Consider the following 18736-nt stretch of genomic DNA (forward strand, 5'->3'; position numbering starts at 1 on the left):
GCCTAAAAAGGCCAGTACTCAGAAGAAAAGAACTTGGTCAGCCAACCTTCTTTTTGTGCTGACGCAAACGTGCCTGTGCCGCTGTACTGAATACGAGCGTTGGCAATTTTAGTCGATACTATTTCATTCGTCGGACTAATATCAGCTGGGCGTACGACGCCTGTTAGACGGATATATTCGTTACCGTTATTTAACGTTAACCATTTTTCACCGCGCACTAATAAGTTTTGATTGGGGAAAACTTTCATCACGGTGACCGAAATATCGCCGCTTAGGTTATTACTTTGGTTCGCTGACGCATCGCCAGTAAATTCATTTGAGCTGTCTACACCAAGTTGAATTGACTGAGAGCCAATATTAACGGCGTTCCCGCCTAAACCAACAATAGGGTTTACATCCAGAGCCGACTCTTTAGAGGTGGTTGTTCCTGCTGATTTAGTTGCGCTGGTATTCTCTTCTAGGCTTACCGTTATAATGTCGCCTACGCGACGAGCTTTTACGTCAGAGTACAAACTATTGGCCATGTCAGCCTGAAAAATTGAGCCGTCTTCGGCAATTTTCTGCCGCGGCAAATCAGCCGTAATAGGTGCATAGTAAGGGTCGTTCGGCATGATATCCGGCTCGGGCGTGCTCTGGCATGCGCCGAGTAATCCACTTAATCCAATGACATATAAGGCTTTCATAATATTAACCATTAAAGTTGTTGAATGACCTGACCTAACATCGAATCCACGGCCGAAATCACTTTAGAGTTCATCTCGTAAAGGCGCTGGCTTTCAATCAAATTCACCAGCTCTTCTGTCACGTTAACGTTAGATGTTTCCAGTGCTCCCTGAACAACCGTGCCTAACCCTTCAAGGCCAGGCACGCCTTGAATTGGCGCGCCGCTGGTTGCCGTTTCTACATACAAGTTCTGACCGATAGGCTGTAAGCCCGTCATATTAACGAAATCAGAAAGACTGATTTGCCCTAGCACTTGTGGGTCAGCCTGACCACGAATAGAAGCGGATACCTCCCCGTCTTGAGAAATCGTAATTTGCTGAGCATCTTCGGGCACAGTGATATTAGGCTGGAGTAAAAAACCGGCCCCTGGGGTGACGATTTGCCCCTCATCATTAAGTGTAAACTGACCGTTTCGGGTATAAGCAATACTGCCATCTGGCTGCTGTATCTCGAAAAAGCCGCGCCCTTGAATCGACATATCCAGTGCATTTTCTGTGGTCAGCATGTTTCCCTGAGTATGGGCTTTTTGCGTGGCAACCACTTTGCTACCTGCGCCAAGCATCAAACCCGAAGGCAGTTCAGTATCAGCTGATGAGCGACCGCCAGGCTGGTTAATATTTTGATAAAGCAAATCTTCGAAAATCGCCCTGTCTTTCTTAAAACCAACGGTACTGGCGTTGGCCAAGTTGTTCGAAATAACAGCCACATCAGTTTGTGCTGCGTCGAGTCCGGTTTTGCTGATCCATAATGCTGGGTGCATAGGTCACCTCCTCTTTAAAATTAGCTTAAGCTCGCTAGCGCTAAGTCGTTTTCAATAATGATTAGATAATACGCAGCAATTGATTCGCTCTTGAATCAAGATCACTGGCTTCTTTCATGAATTTAATTTGCATCTCGTAATGGCGCTGCAGGCTGATCATGTCGACCATTTCTTCTACAGGGTTCACATTACTGCCTTCTAACATGCCGTTGCGTATACTGACCGTTGGATCAAACTGCGCCAATTCACCGTCTTTCTGGCGAAACAAGCCATCATTTCCCCTATCAATATTGTCTAAAGCTGGGTTTACCAATTTCAATCGCCCTACTTCTTCAAGCACGGTTTCTGGCGCCCCTTGAGGTCGTACAGAGATGGTTCCGTCACCAGCAATGTTAATATTCGACAAAGGGATAGGTAAAAAAACGGGGCCAAACTCTCCCAAAATAGAATTACCAGAAGAATCTTGAAGTTGACCATCAGCACTGATCTGTAAGCTACCGTTGCGACTGTATGCTTCGGCTCCATTAGCATCGAGGACCGATAGCCAGCCCTCTCCTTGGATCGCTACATCCAACTCACGCTCTGTTTGGATCATCGCCCCGCCTTCAAAATTATTGGCAGGGTTCTCTGTCATGGAAAATACTCGAGTTGGTAGCCCTTCACCAAATGCCGGCATGCTGCGCGCCTGCTCTAACTGGGCGCGGAAACCAGTGGTCTGCGTATTAGCAAGGTTATTTGCACGAACAGCGGTACCAAGAAGATCTTGTTTAGCACCACTGGCTGCAATATAAAGCAATTTATCCATGACAACTTCTTGACGAAAAGTGAACTTAATAAGAACGCTGCAAATAAGATGCCATTCATCGACGCACAAGTTTTAAATAGACAAAAGTTTAAGCTGTGAAGAAGTGTATAGCAGGCTTTACTTTGATATGAAAAAGGCCGCAAATTGCGGCCTTTTAGTATTAATATATTGAATTTATTAACGAATATTCAAGATAGTCTGGTTAAGCTGATTGTTAACTTCGAGCGCTCGAGAGTTCGCTTGGAAGTTCCGTTGAGCGATAATCAAGTCAATTAGCTCAGTGGTTAGGTTCACGTTTGCCTGCTCTAATGCGGATGAGTTGATGTCACCAAAAGTACCAGTTGTTGCCTCACCGGCAAGTGCTTCACCGGATAGGATACTTTCTTGCCACTGGGTATTACTTTGCTGCGTCAAACCTTGGTCATTAGCAAAACGCACTAGCGCAACACGAATGATTGGCTCAGATGTACCGTTTGAATAGGTTGCACGAACAAGACCGTCCGCACCGATATCGATACCAGTCAACCGGCCTACTGCCAATCCATCCTGCTCGAGTGAAGTCACTTCAAACGCGGAAGCAAACTGGGTTGGTTCATCAGGGGTAGCATTACCTGGGTCGAAAGCAAAATTAGTGGTGATGGTTTGCGAAGGGTCAGAACCATTAGCTAAAATTGTTCCGCCTAATGCGACAGAGGTGATATCGCCCGTAGCACTACTCGTGCCATCGGCATTGGCAATACTGGTAAAATCACCACCAGCGCTAAAGGTCATTCTATATCCAGCGACCGGGGAGCCAGTGGTTTCTCCGACTACATTTGGCCCAGTAATAGGTGGAACGCCTGGCGTATCGCCTTCGGTATTTAATGCAATATCATCCATATAAGTAGTAACCACCCACTCATTGGTGGCAGCTTGATCCTTCATGAAGTAGTAAGTCATAACATGACTATCACCCAATGAGTCGAACACAGTCACTGAAGTTGCCGCGTTATAAGTCAGTGGATCGTCAGGATTAAATAAATCTAAATCGACAGCATCATCCCCTGCGGGTAAATTCATCTTTAATGATACTTCGGAGGTGGGCTGCGGAGAGCCTGATGAGTCAGGGATACGAACAGCTTGGGTTGTACTTAATGCTACTGAAGATGATGTCCCATCAGGGTTCACAGGGAAACCAAGCAAGTTATCACCATTGGAGTTGACTACAAAGTTTTCAGCATCCAGCTTGAACATACCAGCTCGCGTAAATGAAAACTCTCGAGAGTCAATTTCTGGGATGGTGGCAAAGAAGCCATTGCCTGTCACCGCTAAATCAAGTGAGTTATTAGTAAACTGCAGACTACCTTGGGAAAATTGCTGAGCGACTTCCTGGGTAATTACGCCGTCACCTACCTTAGTTTTACCACCCGCTAACAGTGATGATGCATATACATCGCCAAACTCTGCTCGGGATTCTTTAAAACCAACCGTATTCACGTTAGCAATGTTGTTTGCCGTTGTATCTAAGTCTCTTTGCGCAGCGGAAACGCCACTCAATGCAATATTAAAAGACATGTTAAGTTCTCCTGTTAACCACCAAGTTGAATGACGTCGTCGAGCTTGACGCTGACATCACCATCTAGATTTAATATGACACCTTGACTACTGCCAGCTAAGCTGACGCTATCAACGTGTCGATTGACTGCTGTAACGAGTTGCTGGGGCTCGCCCGACACATTACCTTGCGCTTTGACCACATAATTGCCAGGAGGCATAAAATTGCCAGCAGCATCTTTTCCGTCCCAGTTGAATTGAATATTGCCAACAGGCTGCGTGCCGATATCAAGAGTCTTGACGATACTACCCGATTCGTTCTCAATCGTAATTTTGGTATTAAGTGTAGTGGAATCGTTAATCACAACCCCGGATACCCCCTGACCTTCGCTGGCCATGTGTGCCACGTCACCCTGCAATAGTACTTGTTGACCAATCAGGCTAGACGCTTGCAATGCTTGGTTTGAAGTCATGGACGTGGCGAAGGTTTCGAATTTCTCGTTGAGCTGGCTGATACCATCGGCCATAGTGAAGCTTGTCATCTGCGCCACCATCTGATCGTTGTCAACCGGCTTACTAGGGTCTTGGTTAGCCAATTGTTCAGTCAGCAAGGAGAAAAAATCTTCTTGTGACAAATTTTGATTGCTTTCATCAGCGACGGGAACCGTTTCAGGTTGCCAATAAAGGTCACTGTTTAAGCCGTTCTTAATTAATGTATCCACGTCAATTCCTCGAAATTATTCGGTCCGCGAACGATTAGCTGCCTTGCCCTAAGCGCAGCACATTCCTAAACAAACGCTTAGTGGTGTCTGCTACTTGAACATTTGTTTCATAAGCTTTAGACGCTGACATCATGTCTGCCATTTCTTCCACTATGTTCACATTTGGCTTATATATGTAGCCATTTTCATCAGCCATCGGGTGACCTGGGCTGTATTCGATTTGAAGGGGAGCATCGCTCTCTACAATTCCCATAACTTGCACACCTGTACCCGCATTCTGATCTTGAGATGCACGTTGTAATTCAGCAGCAAATACAGGGTGACGCGCCTTATAGGTTTGGTCATAGCTGCTACTAACGGAATTCGCATTTGCCACATTACTTGCCGTCGTGTTTAAACGAACGCTTTGAGCACTCATGCCTGTGCTGGCAATATCCATTACGTTAAATAAACTCATTAATTTTGACCTCCGCCGATGGCTTTCTTCATGCCTTTAATTTTACCGTTGAGAAACTCGACACTCGCCTGATAACGTAAACCATTATCTAGAAACGCATTCCGTTCTACTTGTACATCAACGTTATTGCCATCGCCGGTATCAGGTTGGTTGTTGATACGAAACTGCACCTCACCTGAGCCTTGCATATGACCTTTTATATGATTTTCGTGAGTGCGGGTAAGGTTTTGATTACGACTATTTTGGGCGCTGCGCATAGCGTCTTGAAAGTTAATGTCTCGCGCTTTATAACCGGGTGTATTGGCATTGGCCAAATTGCCAGCCAGCACTTCCATACGTTCAGTACGTACTTGAACCGCCTTATGGGTGAATCCCATTAACTTATCTAAACTGATTGCCATTCGCTTTACTCCTCATTCGTCAGGAGTAAAGCAATAGCTATGCCATAAAAGAATTGACAGTTAGAGGGAGGATAGCTAACAAATTGAAATTGTTAGCTTTTTTTAACGTAATACAAACCGCTACCGCTACGATTCATAACGAAATCATTGGAAATACCCGACATTGACTCCGATGCGCCAACAAAAAGAACACCTTGTGGTTGCAGGCAAGCGGCAATTTTTTGCAGTATCGACGCCTTGGCATTTGCCGAGAAGTAAATCAGTACATTGCGGCAAAATACAACGTCGTAACGTGTGACACTTGAGAAGGGAGTCAGTAAATTGATGGGTTTAAACGTGACTAAACTGCGCACACTTTGCTTTAAAACACTGCTGTTACCACCGACGCATGCGTCAAAAAACCGCCCTCGACGTTCATCTGACAAACCTCGAGATAGTGATAAATTATCGTATTGTGCTGCTTTTGCTAACGTTAACATATCACTTGAAATATCGGTTGCGACGATATCTATACCCGCCGAAAACGCGTTTGAATACCTAGCTTGATATTCACGTACAGCCATAGCGATTGAATAAGCCTCTTGTCCAGAGGAGCAAGCTGCACTCCAAATTTTAATCGGTTTACCGGTCTTTGATAGTGAGGGAAATAGGGTATTTTGCAGCGTTTCAAAGGGGTAACCATCGCGGAACCACAGTGTTTCATTTGTGGTCATGGCATTGATCACTGCATTTATTAATGCCACATCGTGATTGGCGATGGTCCGCTTGATCAGTTCCGACAGGGATTTTTGCTTAAATTTTGCAACTAGTGGTGACAACCGACTGTTTACCAGATATTGCTTGTTATCCCCCAGCACGATGCCACATCGATTCTCCAAATAACGGCAAAATAAACTGTATTCTTGTGCATCAAGTGTATTACTGGTCAATCGCTTTCCTAGACAGTTATTTGTTATCAAACCATTTTTGCACAGAGGTCACTAGTTCGTCGGGATGAAACTTAGCGATAAAATCATCGGCTCCAACCTTTTGCACCATCGCCTGGTTAAACACTCCGCTTAAAGATGTATGCAATACAACGTGCAAATCTTGTAAAGCTGGATTGTTTTTGATCTCAGCAGTTAGGGTATAGCCGTCCATTTCAGGCATTTCAATATCAGAGACTAAAATACCCACCTTGTCTGTGATGTTGCCTGTTTCCTCTGCCAGCTCTTTTAAACGATTCAAAGCTTCTAAACCATTTTTAGCCATTTCTATTTCTAGTCCTAATGTGGATAGAGCTTTTTTGACCTGGTTTCTCGCTACAGAAGAATCATCAGCAATAAAAATAATCTTCTCACGTTTGTTTTCAACCGAAATACTCGATACGTCATCGCTCACGTCAGTACTGATAGGTGAAATTTCATTTAGAATTTTCTCAACGTCCAAGATCTCAATTAACTCTTCTTCGAACTCTGTCACCGCAGTCAAGTAACTCGCGCGGCCGCTACCTTTTGGCGGCGGCATGATCGCCTCCCAATTGGTATTAATGATGCGCTCTACTGCGCCGACCAAAAAGCCCTGCACCGAGCTATTGTATTCAGCGATAACGACAAAAGCAGAATTTAGGTCAATGATTGGCTTGCCACCAGTGGCCATGCTCATATCAATGACTGATATTGTTTGCCCGCGGATGTGCGCTATACCGCGCACATAGGAATTTAATTTTGGAATAGAGGTTAATTTGGGGCATTGCAGTACTTCTCGTACTTTAAACACATTAATACCAAATTTCTGCCGCCCATTTAATCTGAATAGCAATAACTCTAAGCGATTTTGCCCAACCAATTGGGTTCGCTGGTTAACTGAATTCATTATTTCAGACATGTAAAACTCCATAAAAAATAAAAATCGGCGTAATAGTTGCTTTAAACCCTATATCGCGGCAAGTACTTCGCTTATTGTGCTAAATCGTCTATTTTTTGACGCTGCGCACAGTCTGTATTTGCCTAAGCATAGACAAATTGGTCTCAAGTGAAAATGAATAATAACGTTATTTATAAGGTGTTTGCCGCCATTACCATACTGCCGTTCATTCATACTGCAGGCTTTGCGAGTACAAATACCCATAAAGCACGTTCAGCACAACTGATTGAAGGCGCTGAACAGTATGTATCGTCCCAAATCAGTTCATCGGCTAATACCCAGCTTAACATTAGCACTGCCGACATTGATCAAAGAGTAAACTTGCCATCGTGCCCCACTCCAATTGTATACAGTGCCAGTTTGGAATCACTCCAACAGAGCAATGTAGCGGTGAAAGCGCTGTGCAGTTCAACCAATTGGTACATGTATTTGATGGTCAATGTGAAACAAATGCAGCCGGTTGTGGTTATTTCTAACGCTGTCAGCCCTGGCACTATATTGAATCAAAGTAACATCGAGCTAATCAACATGAACCGTGCGCTTCTTAGACGCACTACTTTTTCAAATGTGGATGATGTGATGGGTGCACGCATCAAACGTCGCGTTAGACCCGGGCAACCCATTACACCTAATAATTTATGTTTCGTGTGTAAGGGTGATACAATTATCATCAATGCTTCAAATTCAATGATGCAAGTTAAAGCAACGGGCGTAGCGATGCAAGATGGCAATATTGGTGACACCATAAGCGTGACGAATAGCCGTTCGAAAAAGCAAATCAATGCACGCGTTGCGAGTACCAGTGAAGTCGTTGTCGGCATATAAACCAAAGCAGCGATGCAGCAAGTTTTAAGAGCGTAAATAATGCAAAAATTGTGTAAGTCATCCTAAAGATATGCCCTAGGCTGCCGATACAATATTTGAGGAAAGTTTAAAAAGGTCAGGTAGTCATTATGTCTATTAACAACATTAACAACAATGGTCAAAAGCAAGTTATTGATAACCAAAAAGTTAATCAACAACAAACGCAAAACCAACAAGCGAATGAAGCTGCTGTAAAGAGCACGTCTTCGCAACCTGTGCGTCAAGATTCTGTTTCGTTAACTCAATCTGCACAGCAATTAGCCCAAGTGCAGAAGAAAAGCGCCGAAGCGCCAGTGAATCAGGAAAAAGTTGATCGTTTAAAGAAAGCGATTCAAAGTGGCGAGTACAGTGTAAATCCTGATAGTTTAGCGAAAAATATTGCATTGCAAGAATCAGAAATATTTGGCAGAAACTAGTATCGGCAGCATAATGATTGCCTACTAAAAAAGGGCAAAAAGAATGTCAGAGTTAATAAAAGCAATAACGAAACAGTTCGACCATCTAGAAAACCTCATTCAAGTGCTTGACTCTGAGCTACACCTCATTAGCACCAGAGACGCTGAAGCCCTCATCAATCTACTCAAGAAAAAAGAAGACTTGCTCACTTATATTCAAGAGCAGGACGACGCTATCAGTCGATCTTTTGACGTTACCTCTGACGAAGAACGAACAGGCGAAGAAATTACAGCCATGTTTGAGCGCGCAAAACAGCTAGTGTCGGAATGTGAATATCGCACAAAAATAAATCAGACAGCGGTTGAACAAGGTCAACTCCGACTAGAACATTTACGCACATTGCTACTTGAGTCTCGCGCCAAAGAATCTATGACCTACGATAAAAGCGGCAAAGCACGAGGCGGCAAAAGTGGTAGAGGGATAAGCGCTTAAATTGCGCGTCATTTAGTTAAGTGCTGTTATTAACTTCGTTAGCGCTGCTTTTTATAGAATTACTCTAGACAAGGTTTATTAATAGCTCCTTCAATAACGATATTAACACGCTCTTTTCTTCTACACCGTTTTATAACAGTGTAAAAACGAAAAGAGTCAGACTCTGATACAACTAATTTGTCATCAAACAATTTACCTTAAAAAAGTGCGCATCAAACATTCATTCACGGCAACCTATTGCCGCCTAGCCGATTTAAGTAGCTCGTCGCCCCCGTACCTTAGTGCTAACCTTACTTCTAATAGTAATGTACATCCTTTACTCGTTTTGGCCGCGCCGTTGAAAGGTAAATGTCATAAACACGTTTAAAGTCTAACTCTAGTTCTGTTGCATACAGATCGTCACCCACCGGGTAGCTTTTAATAACGCGAGCACCGCGAATAACTCCTTGAACTGAGCTCGACAAGCGCTCATCTGACAACAAAAAATTGGATAACGTTTGGCTGCCGTCAACTTTTTGGCCATACACTTGCTCTGTGAGCTCGCGGTACGCATCAAGTTTCGAGGCCTTGATCGCCATTAACATTTTTGTGGAGTCTGAATTGCCACGTTGTCCTTTAATTGGCGCATAACCAATGGCTGATAGCACTGGGTAATCTTGCGGCTCCACCACTTCCCATTCAACTTGTTTATCAAAGACTGATGAGCAGCCACCAAGCATTAGGCTCAAGCCCAATAAAGTCATACTTAATATCTTCATAATCATTCCAGTGATGACGGACCTGCACCTCTAGGTAAGTGCTTTTATAGTCATTCATAGTTGTAACCTGATAAGTAGTAGCAAAAGCAAGCAAGAACCACACCTTTATTTACTAATGTATGACTAAAGAGAGATAACCAATGACACTTTTCAAAACTGCTTAATTTAGGTACGAAAAATGCTTTATTCAAATATATTGGGAAAATTGACAGTTCTATATTCTATTTCGTCATTTTTCAAAGAGTAGAAGCACACCCTTAGCCATCATCACAAGCGAGCCACACTATGCCAAAGCTAGGCGACATGCTAACCGTCTTATTAATCTGGGTTTTATGGGTACTCATCTTTGTGCCAATACCAACCAATGCAGCGTGGTTCGAGGCGACGGGTCAAGCAGTTATCAATAACGGCAATAAGGCCTTAGCCAAAAAACAGGCCACTCAAGAGGCCGTTAAACAGGCATTAATGTTTGCGGGCGCATCCATTACCAGTGTACAGGCGATGTCAAATGGCTTACTAGAAAATGACCGGTTCGAAATCCGCAGTGGCGGTGAGGTCAATGACTTAGCTTTGATCAGTGAAACTTACCACGATGATTATGTGACCATCGTCATTCGCGCAGACATCTTTGCCCAAAGAACACAATGTGATGCAGCGCAGTATAAAAAGCGCTTGGTCAGCACTTGGTTCCCTATTCGAGACCGCCAGCAAGGAATCACTGGCGGGTTAACAGAATTTGGCCAAACGGTCAGTGAGCTCTTTGAACAACAGTTTAACCAGACCAGTCGTTTCGCCCGTATGACTCAGCGCCAACCTTACTATTTATCACCACAAAGCCCTGACATACAAAGCGATATCATCACGCTTGCTCGTCAAACTGATAATCAATATGTATTGATTGGGGAAATCACCGAGTTATCCGTAGAGCGCTCGTCCCGTAACGCGCTGCTATTTTGGCAGGACGCGCCATTGTCTCGGAATTTTCGTTTAGAGCTATCTCTATACGACGGCAACAACGCTTCTTTACTCAAGCAAGAACGCATGGCTATTAACACGCCGTGGGAATTCGAACTACACCAACAGGTCAGCCCATCTAGTCGGCAGTTATGGCAGTCGCAATTTGGCCAAGCCGTGACAGCAACCATCACCGAACAAGCGTCATTGATAGATGAAGCCTTAGACTGCCTACCTACTTACGCTCGTGTTTTACAGGTCAGTAACGAGCAACTCACCATTAACATTGGCAAACAAGATGGTGTACAGATTGGTGACGAGTTAACCCTTTTCAAACATGCCCAATTTGTGGATGCCATCGGTAACCTTCATCAACAATTACAGCTTCATCCAAATCAAGTAAAAGTGATGCAAGTATACAATGAAACCGCAGTGTTAACGTCGACCTCAAGTGCCCCACTGGCTAACATTCAGCCAAACGATTTCGTTGCACGTCAGTAGCCCTTTCATTATGAGTGGTGCTGGGCAATAATAGCTGCACTTGAACGGCGTCCCCGTAGTTTAATGGATAAAACGAGCCCCTCCTAAGGGCTAGATCTTGGTTCGATTCCAGGTGGGGATACCAAATTAATTTGAGATTGAATCACTTTTGCCGCCAAAATTTCTCACGACAATTCGCTTCCTAAATAGCAACCCATTTATCTTACAACTGGCTTTATCTACCTAGAAACCTTCTTTTTACTGGATGTATGCCCATAAGCATGTTTTGGGAAGCATAACTGGCGATGTGTTAATTGAATTAGATGGGTGAATAGCGAACAGACCACTTTGTTCAAATATGCCCAGGGGCTTGTGCCCCTAAGCATGACGTTTATGCGTCTTGTTCTCTAGCGTGACGCACGAGATTTGTCATCCAAGAACCTCCCGAGCACCAGTTTTCATCAGATGCTTCCGCTGATGCAACGGCAACGACATATGGCCCATCGTTCCAAAATGCAAACATAGGCCCACCCGAGTTACCAGGTGTTAAATCCGCGTGGGTGCTCATCGATCTACCTGGGCCGAGATCATACCAAGGCTCATCAAGTTTCTTATCCCTTTGATAAGTTGGGCGCAATGCACCGCCTATACTTCCAGGATAACCGATGTTGAACCAATAGGGTTCGCCATCCCATGAACTGTTGTATGTCCGAGTTCCCATCCAACCAAATAAATCACCGATCCTATCACTCGTCACTAACACGGCATAATCTTCATCAACCTCAAACCAACTGACAGTACGTCCAGTAATTTTGGTGTAAAACCAAACTCTTGATATAGATGTGCTTGCTCTAAGAGAGCCGGCAGACCTATGTACTTCAACCGTGCCAGCCCCATTTGAACTCCAATCAACTACGTGACTTGCCGTTAACACATGGCGAGGACCTACAATAACGCCAGACCCACTCCCAGATGAAGTGACGACTTTACAAATGGTTCCCCATGGATAGCTCGTGTCATTGTATATTCTGCGGTCTTCTGCGTTAAAAACCGTTAATGGCGATAAGTCTTTGCCATTGAGAGATACCCGCGTGGGCTTAGCTAGCTTTGCTTTGCAAGGCTTTGGGCTGGTGCCGAACCACTTAGGTATCATTGGGATGGTTGGTTTATTGTCAGCATCTTGGATACTTTTATGCTCGACGCTCTTCAGTTTGTAACTCTTTAACTCAGGCAGGAGCATCGACTGCAGCTCCTTGGGAATTTTACCTTTCGAACTTCTAGCAAAAAATTTAGCCACTTGATCGTAGGCTAAGGGGGATTCAACATCTTTTTCATTTCCATTAGTCATTAGAATTTCCTTTTAAAAATAATTAATGTTTATCAGTAACCTTCACTAAATGATTACTACGATAAGCATAGTCGCTGCTCAGTATTGACGCGAACCGCATAGAATTTTCTTACCCAAATGGGAGGGAAACAAACAAGAGATTAAGCTCCTAATCAGCTAATTTAATATCAAAATAGACAATTCAAACCTAGGCACGCCCGGACAAAATCTCGCAATATAGCTAAAAACAACATAAGTGGAAGCGGCTCTGGCCTTCTTATTTGGAAAGAAATAACTGCGATTGATGTAAAGCGTAGATGCGTGTCCGGCAGAGCAATTATTTCAACGACTGAACTTGAAGCAAGAAAACTGAGTGTGCTGGATGATAATCTTAATCGTCACAAAATTATCACGAAATATAGTTAATTCACTTCATTTGAACATTTAAACAACACGTCTCTTTAGCAGTAAAGTTTCTGCGATATATATCACTATTCGCTCATACCGAATGCTGCTCATCCCGCTTGCAAGTTATTGATAATAGTTTGCATTACCCTTTCTCTTTACATATTATCTTCGCGCCTTTTAACATGCTTGACACACAATCAACACAAAAGTAACGGATACCTAAACTAAAATGAAAAGAACGCTACTCGCTACCGCTGTCGCAACCACAATGTTTACCTCAGTTGCACAAGAAACACAGAACAATAATGCAATTGACACCGTTACTATTTACGGCAATCAACTTAAGGTCCAGGAAGCCACAGGTGCGGCTCAGTACATTGGTGAGCAAGACTTAGAGAAGTTCGCCTACACAGATATTCAACGCATTATTAGGCAAGCGCCGGGTGTGTCTTTGCAAGTAGAAGACGGTTACGGCTTACGCCCAAACATCAGTATCCGCGGTGTAGCGACTGAGCGAAGTGGTCGTATTACGTTATTAGAAGACAACGTTTTGATTGCTCCTGCACCCTACTCAGCCCCTTCAGCGTATTACTTCCCTACTGCTGGGAGAATGAGCGCTTTTGAAGTTGTTAAAGGCCCTGCGGCGATTACCCAAGGGCCCTATACTATAGGCGGGGCAATCAATATGATTTCAACACCTATCCCTAGCACTCAAAGCGGACAAGTCACATTGGAGGCAGGTCAAGATGCGACCTATCGTGCCCATGCCACAATAGGCGGTCAGAATGACAGTGGCTTCGGTTATTTACTTGAAGCGCACCAATGGCAATCTGATGGTTTTCAAGATATTGACCGCAGCAGCAACGACACAGGTTTAGATGTGACCGATGTCACCATGAAACTTGCCTATTCACCAAGAGATTCACGCCATAGTGTAGAGCTTAAACTGCAATACACAGATCAAGATTCAGAGCAAAGCTACTTAGGTTTGACGGATGCTGATTTTGCCAACAATGCACAGCGTCGCTACGGCTTATCGGCCCTAGACAACATCAGCACAGAACATACACAAGTGATGTTGAATTATGCGTTTGAAATCAATAAACACTTACACTTCACGGCAGTTGCCTACAATAATACCCACGAACGTGATTGGTTTAAAACCGAAGGCATTGACTTAGACGGTAGCGAAAACGCTCAAGACTTCTCGCGTACCAGTTGGTCAGATGTCGTCAACGCTATCAATAACAATGAATCAATTGGTGATACCAGTGTCGCTATGCTTCAAGGTATTTTAGATGGCAGCATAGACACCGAAGTCGGGAGTATTCAATTGCGCTCTAACAGCCGAGAGTATTTTTCACGTGGTATCCAGTTTGGTTTGAACTGGAATAAGCAATTTGGTGAAGCCAAGCACCATATTGAGATGGGTCTGCGCCTGCACGAAGATGAAGAGGACCGCCTACAGCGTAACAGTACGTATCAGCAAGTAGACGGCCAATTGTTATTAAGTGATTTAGGTGAGCTTGGCAACGCGGGCAATCGAGTACAGGATGCAGATGCATTAGCGCTGCACGTTTACGATCGGATTGAGCTCGGTGATTGGATTTTCACGCCAGGTCTACGCTTCGAAGATATCAGCCAAAGCCGCACTCGTTACACGAATGGCGCTGAACGAGTATTTCGTGACGACAGAGAAAATGACACCACAGTCTTATTACCTGGCTTAGGCGTGCTGTACAAAGTAGATGGCAACTTAAACTTGATTGCCGGTGCTCATAAAGGATTCACTGCACCAAGTAACTCCCCAGGTGCGAAAGAAGAAGAAGCGGTTAACTACGAATTAGGCTTTCGTTACAACAATAACGCTTTGAACGCAGAGCTAGTCTACTTTTTAAGTGACTACGACAACATCGTAGGTGTGTGTACTGCATCTTCTGGCAGTAATTGTGAAATAGGTGACGCGTTCAATGGGGATGCAGCTACCGTACAAGGCATTGAATTCTTACTGAAAACTGAATTAGGCCAATTCAACGGCGTGCGCATTCCATTCAATATAACCTACAGCTACATCGACAGTGAATTTGATACGGACATTTCAGGCACTGACTTTTTTGGTGACGTTAGTGCGGGCGACAGTATTCCTTATATTCCAGAAAACCAAGGGCAAATAACCATAGGGTTAGAAGGCGATAAATGGACGACTTACCTAAATGCCGTGTATGTAGACGGTGTTTGTACTCGTGCTTCGTGTGGCGGTTTCGAGGTGACAGACAGTTCATTCATTCTTGACCTATCTGGCTCGTACAACGTAAGTAACGACTTACGTGTTTTCGCTCGTATCGAAAACCTAACCGACCAAGAAGACATTGTCAGCCGTCAACCTTACGGTGCTCGCCCTAACAAATCGCGTACGGCTTCTGTAGGCGTTACTTACAGCTTTTAATCGGAATTTGCAGTAACGTATTTAATCAACATAAGCTATATCGCACATCGCCTTACATTTGAAGTCAACCAAATCTAAGGCGGTGTTTTATTCTTTACGACCAGTATTTTTCTGTCGTCAACGTTCTTACCAACACTCCAAATAGCCACACCCTTTCCTTTTGAGCGTGCAAATGCATCAACTGCATCGTTCTTTGCCTCAAGAATTTGTTGCTAACCATGTCATCGAGCCTAAATTTTCGTTAAATCAAGCTCATAATCAATACTGACTTGGTAATTTATCTTGAATCAACGTTATAATCGAGCCAGTTGTAATTCGCTAGAGGATGTATACGAGTTTATGTCGAACGATAATAGTAAAGATGAAATGCCCTCCATGGTTTTGGATAAAGACGATGTGGAATCTTATCGTCGTAATCGTGGCCCTGCTCCATCGAAAAAGGAAAAATCATCTCCCACGAGTACACCCAGTAAAGCGCCAAAAGCGAAAGGCTCTGGCCCTTCTTGGTTAGCGTTAACTTTTATTATTATTATTTTAGGTGCGGGAATCGGTTATACGGCCTACACCATTGAGCAACAAAAGCTAGTGATCATCGAAGCGCAAAAGCGCATCGGCGATTTGGAAAACCGGCTTTCCGCCACTGGTGAAGAGATGGACCAATCAGCGGTCGCTCTGCAAGTTAAAGTGGGTGAGCTGAGCAAAAAAACGCAAGATTTGTGGGAACAAATGGATAAGCTTTGGGCTTCCGCTTGGCGCAGAAACCAGTCTGAAATTAAAGATCTCGAAGCGAGTATGAAATCTCAAAAATCAGCCATTGAACAGAGCATCAGTGCCGTAAAAGGTGAAACTGACGTGAACGCCACAACGGTAGGCCTATTGCAAGAACAGTTAGACAGCACTAACAATACGGCTAATCGCTTAGCACAGCTGTTAAACCAAGTAGAGCAAACCGGCATAGATACTGAACAGCAAGTAACCAGTTTGCGTGAAAAATTAATGTCCACTGCATTAGCCAGTAATGGTTTAACTGGTCGTATCGCTGAGCTAGAAAAATGGCGCAAAAACGCTGAGCAGCAATTGAAGGCCAGTAATCAACCTGCTGCTGCAACTCCCTAACACTTAACAATTGCTCTGAAATAACGCCTGACATGGATTCATGTTTACTTATATTAAAAAAGGAGACCTAGGTCTCCTTTTTTAATTGGATCGTTATCTTATCTACTCAACGAAATAACTATTCAACAAAACCCTCATTGGCTTTTACCGTTAACGGATGATAACCAGGTTTAGCTTCTGCGAAGGCTTTTTTCGCCAACACTTTACCTTTAGGCGTTTGCGACAGTGCCTTATAAATCGGTTTCACCAGCTTGTTACGGCCAATACTCACTAAATAACTATGCACCCGAGGCAGTGCTGGTTCATACCAATTTTCCACGGCCATTAACAACCAGCTATGGGCAATCTCATTGTTCTTACTTTGGGTTAAATCAAATGCCGCATCTAATTCAGCTAATTTATTTTGGCTAAGCGTGTCAGGCATGTTGTTCAAAAAATACAGCCACTGATGAACAACCCAATTCTTTGCGTCAATATCTTTGGCTTTTAACTCGCCACTGAGCCACTGATTGCGGGCATCATCGACAATTTTAAACGCATTTGAATGTGGCACAGGTGCGCCTTGCGGGATCCCCGGTTCGAATATCCATTGATGAATACGTTCCGGTGACAATTTATCAGCGTAGTCTTTTAACAACGTATCGTTCAAATAGGCCATGAACTGATCTGTGGTGATACTTTGAAACGCGAAATGTTCGAAATAATTTAGTAAAAATTGATCAAAATTATCGCGTCCGACTTTTTGCTCTAACTCCCTTAAAAACAACGCGCCTTTTTCATAAGGAATATTGCTAAACACCGCATCGGGATCTCGTCCTCGAAGATCGATAGCAAGTATTTGATCATCTGCAGGTAAGCTATCAATATCGGCTTGTAAATCTTGGCGGCCTAATACTGCTTCCATGTTGTATCTATCATCGCCATACACCATTTGCATGATGCGGTAAGTTAAATACGTAGTGAATCCTTCGTTCAACCATAGGTCACGCCACGTCGCATTTGTGACTGTGTTGCCAGACCATGAATGTGCTAATTCATGCGCAATCAATGACACTAGGCTTTTATCACCTGCAATCACCGTTGGCGTTATGAACGACAAGCGGGGATTTTCCATGCCACCAAACGGGAAAGAAGGCGGCAATATTAATAAGTCGTAACGATCCCAGCGGTAAGGCCCGTACGTCTTTTCGGTCACCTCAAGCATGGATTCCGTGTCAGCAAATTCGTCAGCTGCTGCATCAAGTAACGCCGGCTCCGCATATACACCGGTGCGCTTACCCATAGGTTTAAATTTTAAATCCCCCACTGCCAACGCAATCAAATAGGCTGGGATTGGCTGGGGCATATCAAACTCGTATACACCGTCACGAACAGTATCTGGGTCATTCGAAGCGCTCATCACCGCTAGCAGCTCTTTTGGTGTATGCACAGTTGCGCTGTAAGTAACACGCACCTGAGGTGAGTCTTGTAATGGCATAAAGCTACGCGCATGAATCGCTTGAGACTGAGTAAACAAGAACGGATGCTGCTTACCTGCTGTTTGCGCAGGTGTTAGCCATTGTACACCTGATGCTTGTGGTGAGGTTTGATATGAAACTGTGACTTTATCGACGCCTTCAGGCACGGTGATAGACAGAGGAGCGCCTAAAAAAGAATCTTCTTTCCCTAAAAAGTAAGGCACCGGCATGCCGTTTGCTGTTACCCCTTTAATGGTTAAATCTCGCGTATCTAAGACCAGCGTGTTGTTGCCTTCTTGCATACGTTTTACCGTTAACTCCACATCGCCTGTGATAACTTTTTTATCAAAGTTAACATCCAAGTCTAATGCTAAGTGGGTCACACTGATTTGCTCTGGGTTTGAAAATGAATGGTAGTCTTTACCTGATTCAATATTCACTGCGGCGTTGGTCAAAGTATCCGACGATGCAGGATGACTGGTTTGGTTAGTGTTGCCTTGTCCGGCACATCCGCCTAATGCAAAAATGGCAGATATGGTTGTCGCTAAAATGGCTGACTTCATTGTTGTTCCTGATGGTGAGTCCACCATAAATTGTGGCATATACCGACACCAAACAGAACCGTTAACCCACAGCTGAACAGTCAATATTTTGTAAATTGAAATTTCTTTGTTAACCCTTATATTAGTACGTGCAAGTGCGCGAAGTGCCCAACGCATAATCGAATGGAGA

18 protein-coding genes and 1 tRNA gene are annotated in these 18736 nt (G+C 44.0%); 7 read left to right on the plus strand and 12 right to left on the minus strand.

The genetic code is table 11. The annotated features are described in order from the left end of the window. Nucleotides 1-2 precede the first annotated feature (2 nt). The 9 genes from flgH to PATL_RS15900 all read right to left on the minus strand — a co-directional run bounded on the left by flgH (nt 3) and on the right by PATL_RS15900 (nt 7267). The gene (gene flgH, locus PATL_RS15860; RefSeq protein WP_041714510.1) at nt 3-683 is read right to left on the minus strand and encodes a flagellar basal body L-ring protein FlgH; all 681 of its coding nucleotides are present in this window, start codon (nt 681-683) and stop codon (nt 3-5) included. A gap of 11 nt (nt 684-694) precedes the next feature. Continuing rightward, nucleotides 695-1483, minus strand: coding sequence for a flagellar basal-body rod protein FlgG (flgG, locus tag PATL_RS15865; protein ID WP_006993073.1), 789 nt, complete (start codon nt 1481-1483; stop codon nt 695-697). Between the two features lie 61 nt (nt 1484-1544). Beyond that, a complete protein-coding gene (locus tag PATL_RS15870) occupies nt 1545-2288 on the minus strand; it encodes a flagellar basal body rod protein FlgF (protein ID WP_011575840.1) in 744 nt (247 codons plus the stop codon). A gap of 177 nt (nt 2289-2465) precedes the next feature. Next, nucleotides 2466-3842, minus strand: coding sequence for a flagellar hook protein FlgE (gene flgE / locus PATL_RS15875; protein ID WP_011575841.1), 1377 nt, complete (start codon nt 3840-3842; stop codon nt 2466-2468). A 14-nt stretch (nt 3843-3856) separates the two neighbouring features. Continuing rightward, entirely contained in the window at nt 3857-4543 is a 687-nt protein-coding gene (locus PATL_RS15880) for a flagellar hook assembly protein FlgD (protein ID WP_011575842.1), read from the minus strand. A 34-nt stretch (nt 4544-4577) separates the two neighbouring features. Continuing rightward, nucleotides 4578-5000, minus strand: coding sequence for a flagellar basal body rod protein FlgC (gene flgC, locus PATL_RS15885; RefSeq protein ID WP_011575843.1), 423 nt, complete (start codon nt 4998-5000; stop codon nt 4578-4580). Then, nucleotides 5000-5401 carry a flagellar basal body rod protein FlgB gene (gene flgB, locus PATL_RS15890; protein ID WP_011575844.1) on the minus strand — a complete coding sequence of 134 codons (402 nt, stop codon included), beginning with the start codon at nt 5399-5401 and terminating at the stop codon, nt 5000-5002. Before flgB ends, flgC begins: the two co-directional genes overlap by 1 nt. Before the next feature lie 92 nt (nt 5402-5493). Continuing rightward, nucleotides 5494-6330, minus strand: a complete 837-nt coding sequence (locus PATL_RS15895; RefSeq protein ID WP_011575845.1) for a CheR family methyltransferase — start codon at nt 6328-6330, stop codon at nt 5494-5496. A gap of 16 nt (nt 6331-6346) precedes the next feature. Beyond that, the gene (locus PATL_RS15900) at nt 6347-7267 is read right to left on the minus strand and encodes a chemotaxis protein CheV (RefSeq protein WP_011575846.1); all 921 of its coding nucleotides are present in this window, start codon (nt 7265-7267) and stop codon (nt 6347-6349) included. A gap of 153 nt (nt 7268-7420) precedes the next feature. Here PATL_RS15900 and flgA point away from each other — a divergent pair, with 153 nt between their 5' ends. The 3 genes from flgA to flgN all read left to right on the plus strand — a co-directional run bounded on the left by flgA (nt 7421) and on the right by flgN (nt 9058). Then, nucleotides 7421-8131 (plus strand): flagellar basal body P-ring formation chaperone FlgA, encoded by a 711-nt coding sequence (gene flgA, locus PATL_RS15905; protein ID WP_011575847.1) that lies wholly within the window; start codon nt 7421-7423, stop codon nt 8129-8131. 128 nt (nt 8132-8259) lie between these two features. Further along, a complete protein-coding gene (gene flgM / locus PATL_RS15910; RefSeq protein WP_011575848.1) occupies nt 8260-8586 on the plus strand; it encodes a flagellar biosynthesis anti-sigma factor FlgM in 327 nt (108 codons plus the stop codon). A gap of 43 nt (nt 8587-8629) precedes the next feature. Next, complete coding sequence (gene flgN, locus PATL_RS15915) at nt 8630-9058, plus strand: flagellar export chaperone FlgN (RefSeq protein ID WP_011575849.1); 429 nt, start codon at nt 8630-8632, stop codon at nt 9056-9058. Between the two features lie 296 nt (nt 9059-9354). Here the strand turns inward: flgN and PATL_RS15920 are convergent, their stop codons facing one another. Further along, a complete protein-coding gene (locus tag PATL_RS15920; protein WP_041713958.1) occupies nt 9355-9816 on the minus strand; it encodes an LPP20 family lipoprotein in 462 nt (153 codons plus the stop codon). 285 nt (nt 9817-10101) lie between these two features. On the opposite strand from PATL_RS15920, the gene PATL_RS15925 reads away from it, so the two are divergent. Continuing rightward, nucleotides 10102-11271, plus strand: coding sequence for a flagella assembly protein FlgT (locus PATL_RS15925; RefSeq protein WP_041713959.1), 1170 nt, complete (start codon nt 10102-10104; stop codon nt 11269-11271). Nucleotides 11272-11320: 49 nt separating this feature from the next. Then, a tRNA-Arg gene (locus tag PATL_RS15930) sits at nt 11321-11395 on the plus strand. Nucleotides 11396-11641: 246 nt separating this feature from the next. Here PATL_RS15930 and PATL_RS15935 read toward each other — a convergent pair. Further along, entirely contained in the window at nt 11642-12598 is a 957-nt protein-coding gene (locus PATL_RS15935; RefSeq protein WP_011575852.1) for a trypsin-like serine peptidase, read from the minus strand. Nucleotides 12599-13214: 616 nt separating this feature from the next. Here PATL_RS15935 and PATL_RS15940 point away from each other — a divergent pair. Continuing rightward, on the plus strand, nt 13215-15431 hold the full coding sequence (locus tag PATL_RS15940) for a TonB-dependent receptor family protein (RefSeq protein WP_011575853.1): 2217 nt from the start codon (nt 13215-13217) through the stop codon (nt 15429-15431). A 339-nt stretch (nt 15432-15770) separates the two neighbouring features. Continuing rightward, nucleotides 15771-16547, plus strand: coding sequence for a hypothetical protein (locus PATL_RS15945; RefSeq protein ID WP_041713961.1), 777 nt, complete (start codon nt 15771-15773; stop codon nt 16545-16547). 118 nt (nt 16548-16665) lie between these two features. On the opposite strand, the gene PATL_RS15950 is transcribed toward PATL_RS15945, so the two are convergent. Next, nucleotides 16666-18567, minus strand: coding sequence for a M1 family metallopeptidase (locus PATL_RS15950; RefSeq protein ID WP_011575855.1), 1902 nt, complete (start codon nt 18565-18567; stop codon nt 16666-16668). Nucleotides 18568-18736: the final 169 nt, after the last annotated feature.

It is taken from the genome of Paraglaciecola sp. T6c, assembly GCF_000014225.1.
Classification (GTDB): Bacteria; Pseudomonadota; Gammaproteobacteria; order Enterobacterales; family Alteromonadaceae; genus Paraglaciecola; species Paraglaciecola atlantica_A.

Excerpts from the sequence above, each read along its gene's own strand:
- flgC (WP_011575843.1), bottom strand. The coding sequence starts at position 5,000 with ATGAGTTTATTTAACGTAATGGATATTGCCAGCACAGGCATGAGTGCT.
- flgA (WP_011575847.1), top strand. The coding sequence starts at position 7,421 with ATGAATAATAACGTTATTTATAAGGTGTTTGCCGCCATTACCATACTG.
- PATL_RS15925 (WP_041713959.1), top strand. The coding sequence starts at position 10,102 with ATGCCAAAGCTAGGCGACATGCTAACCGTCTTATTAATCTGGGTTTTA.
- PATL_RS15870 (WP_011575840.1), bottom strand. The coding sequence starts at position 2,288 with ATGGATAAATTGCTTTATATTGCAGCCAGTGGTGCTAAACAAGATCTT.
- PATL_RS15940 (WP_011575853.1), top strand. The coding sequence starts at position 13,215 with ATGAAAAGAACGCTACTCGCTACCGCTGTCGCAACCACAATGTTTACC.
- flgB (WP_011575844.1), bottom strand. The coding sequence starts at position 5,401 with ATGGCAATCAGTTTAGATAAGTTAATGGGATTCACCCATAAGGCGGTT.
- PATL_RS15920 (WP_041713958.1), bottom strand. The coding sequence starts at position 9,816 with ATGAAGATATTAAGTATGACTTTATTGGGCTTGAGCCTAATGCTTGGT.
- flgE (WP_011575841.1), bottom strand. The coding sequence starts at position 3,842 with ATGTCTTTTAATATTGCATTGAGTGGCGTTTCCGCTGCGCAAAGAGAC.
- PATL_RS15950 (WP_011575855.1), bottom strand. The coding sequence starts at position 18,567 with ATGAAGTCAGCCATTTTAGCGACAACCATATCTGCCATTTTTGCATTA.
- flgM (WP_011575848.1), top strand. The coding sequence starts at position 8,260 with ATGTCTATTAACAACATTAACAACAATGGTCAAAAGCAAGTTATTGAT.
- PATL_RS15900 (WP_011575846.1), bottom strand. The coding sequence starts at position 7,267 with ATGTCTGAAATAATGAATTCAGTTAACCAGCGAACCCAATTGGTTGGG.
- PATL_RS15935 (WP_011575852.1), bottom strand. The coding sequence starts at position 12,598 with ATGACTAATGGAAATGAAAAAGATGTTGAATCCCCCTTAGCCTACGAT.
- PATL_RS15945 (WP_041713961.1), top strand. The coding sequence starts at position 15,771 with ATGTCGAACGATAATAGTAAAGATGAAATGCCCTCCATGGTTTTGGAT.
- flgN (WP_011575849.1), top strand. The coding sequence starts at position 8,630 with ATGTCAGAGTTAATAAAAGCAATAACGAAACAGTTCGACCATCTAGAA.
- flgG (WP_006993073.1), bottom strand. The coding sequence starts at position 1,483 with ATGCACCCAGCATTATGGATCAGCAAAACCGGACTCGACGCAGCACAA.
- flgH (WP_041714510.1), bottom strand. The coding sequence starts at position 683 with ATGAAAGCCTTATATGTCATTGGATTAAGTGGATTACTCGGCGCATGC.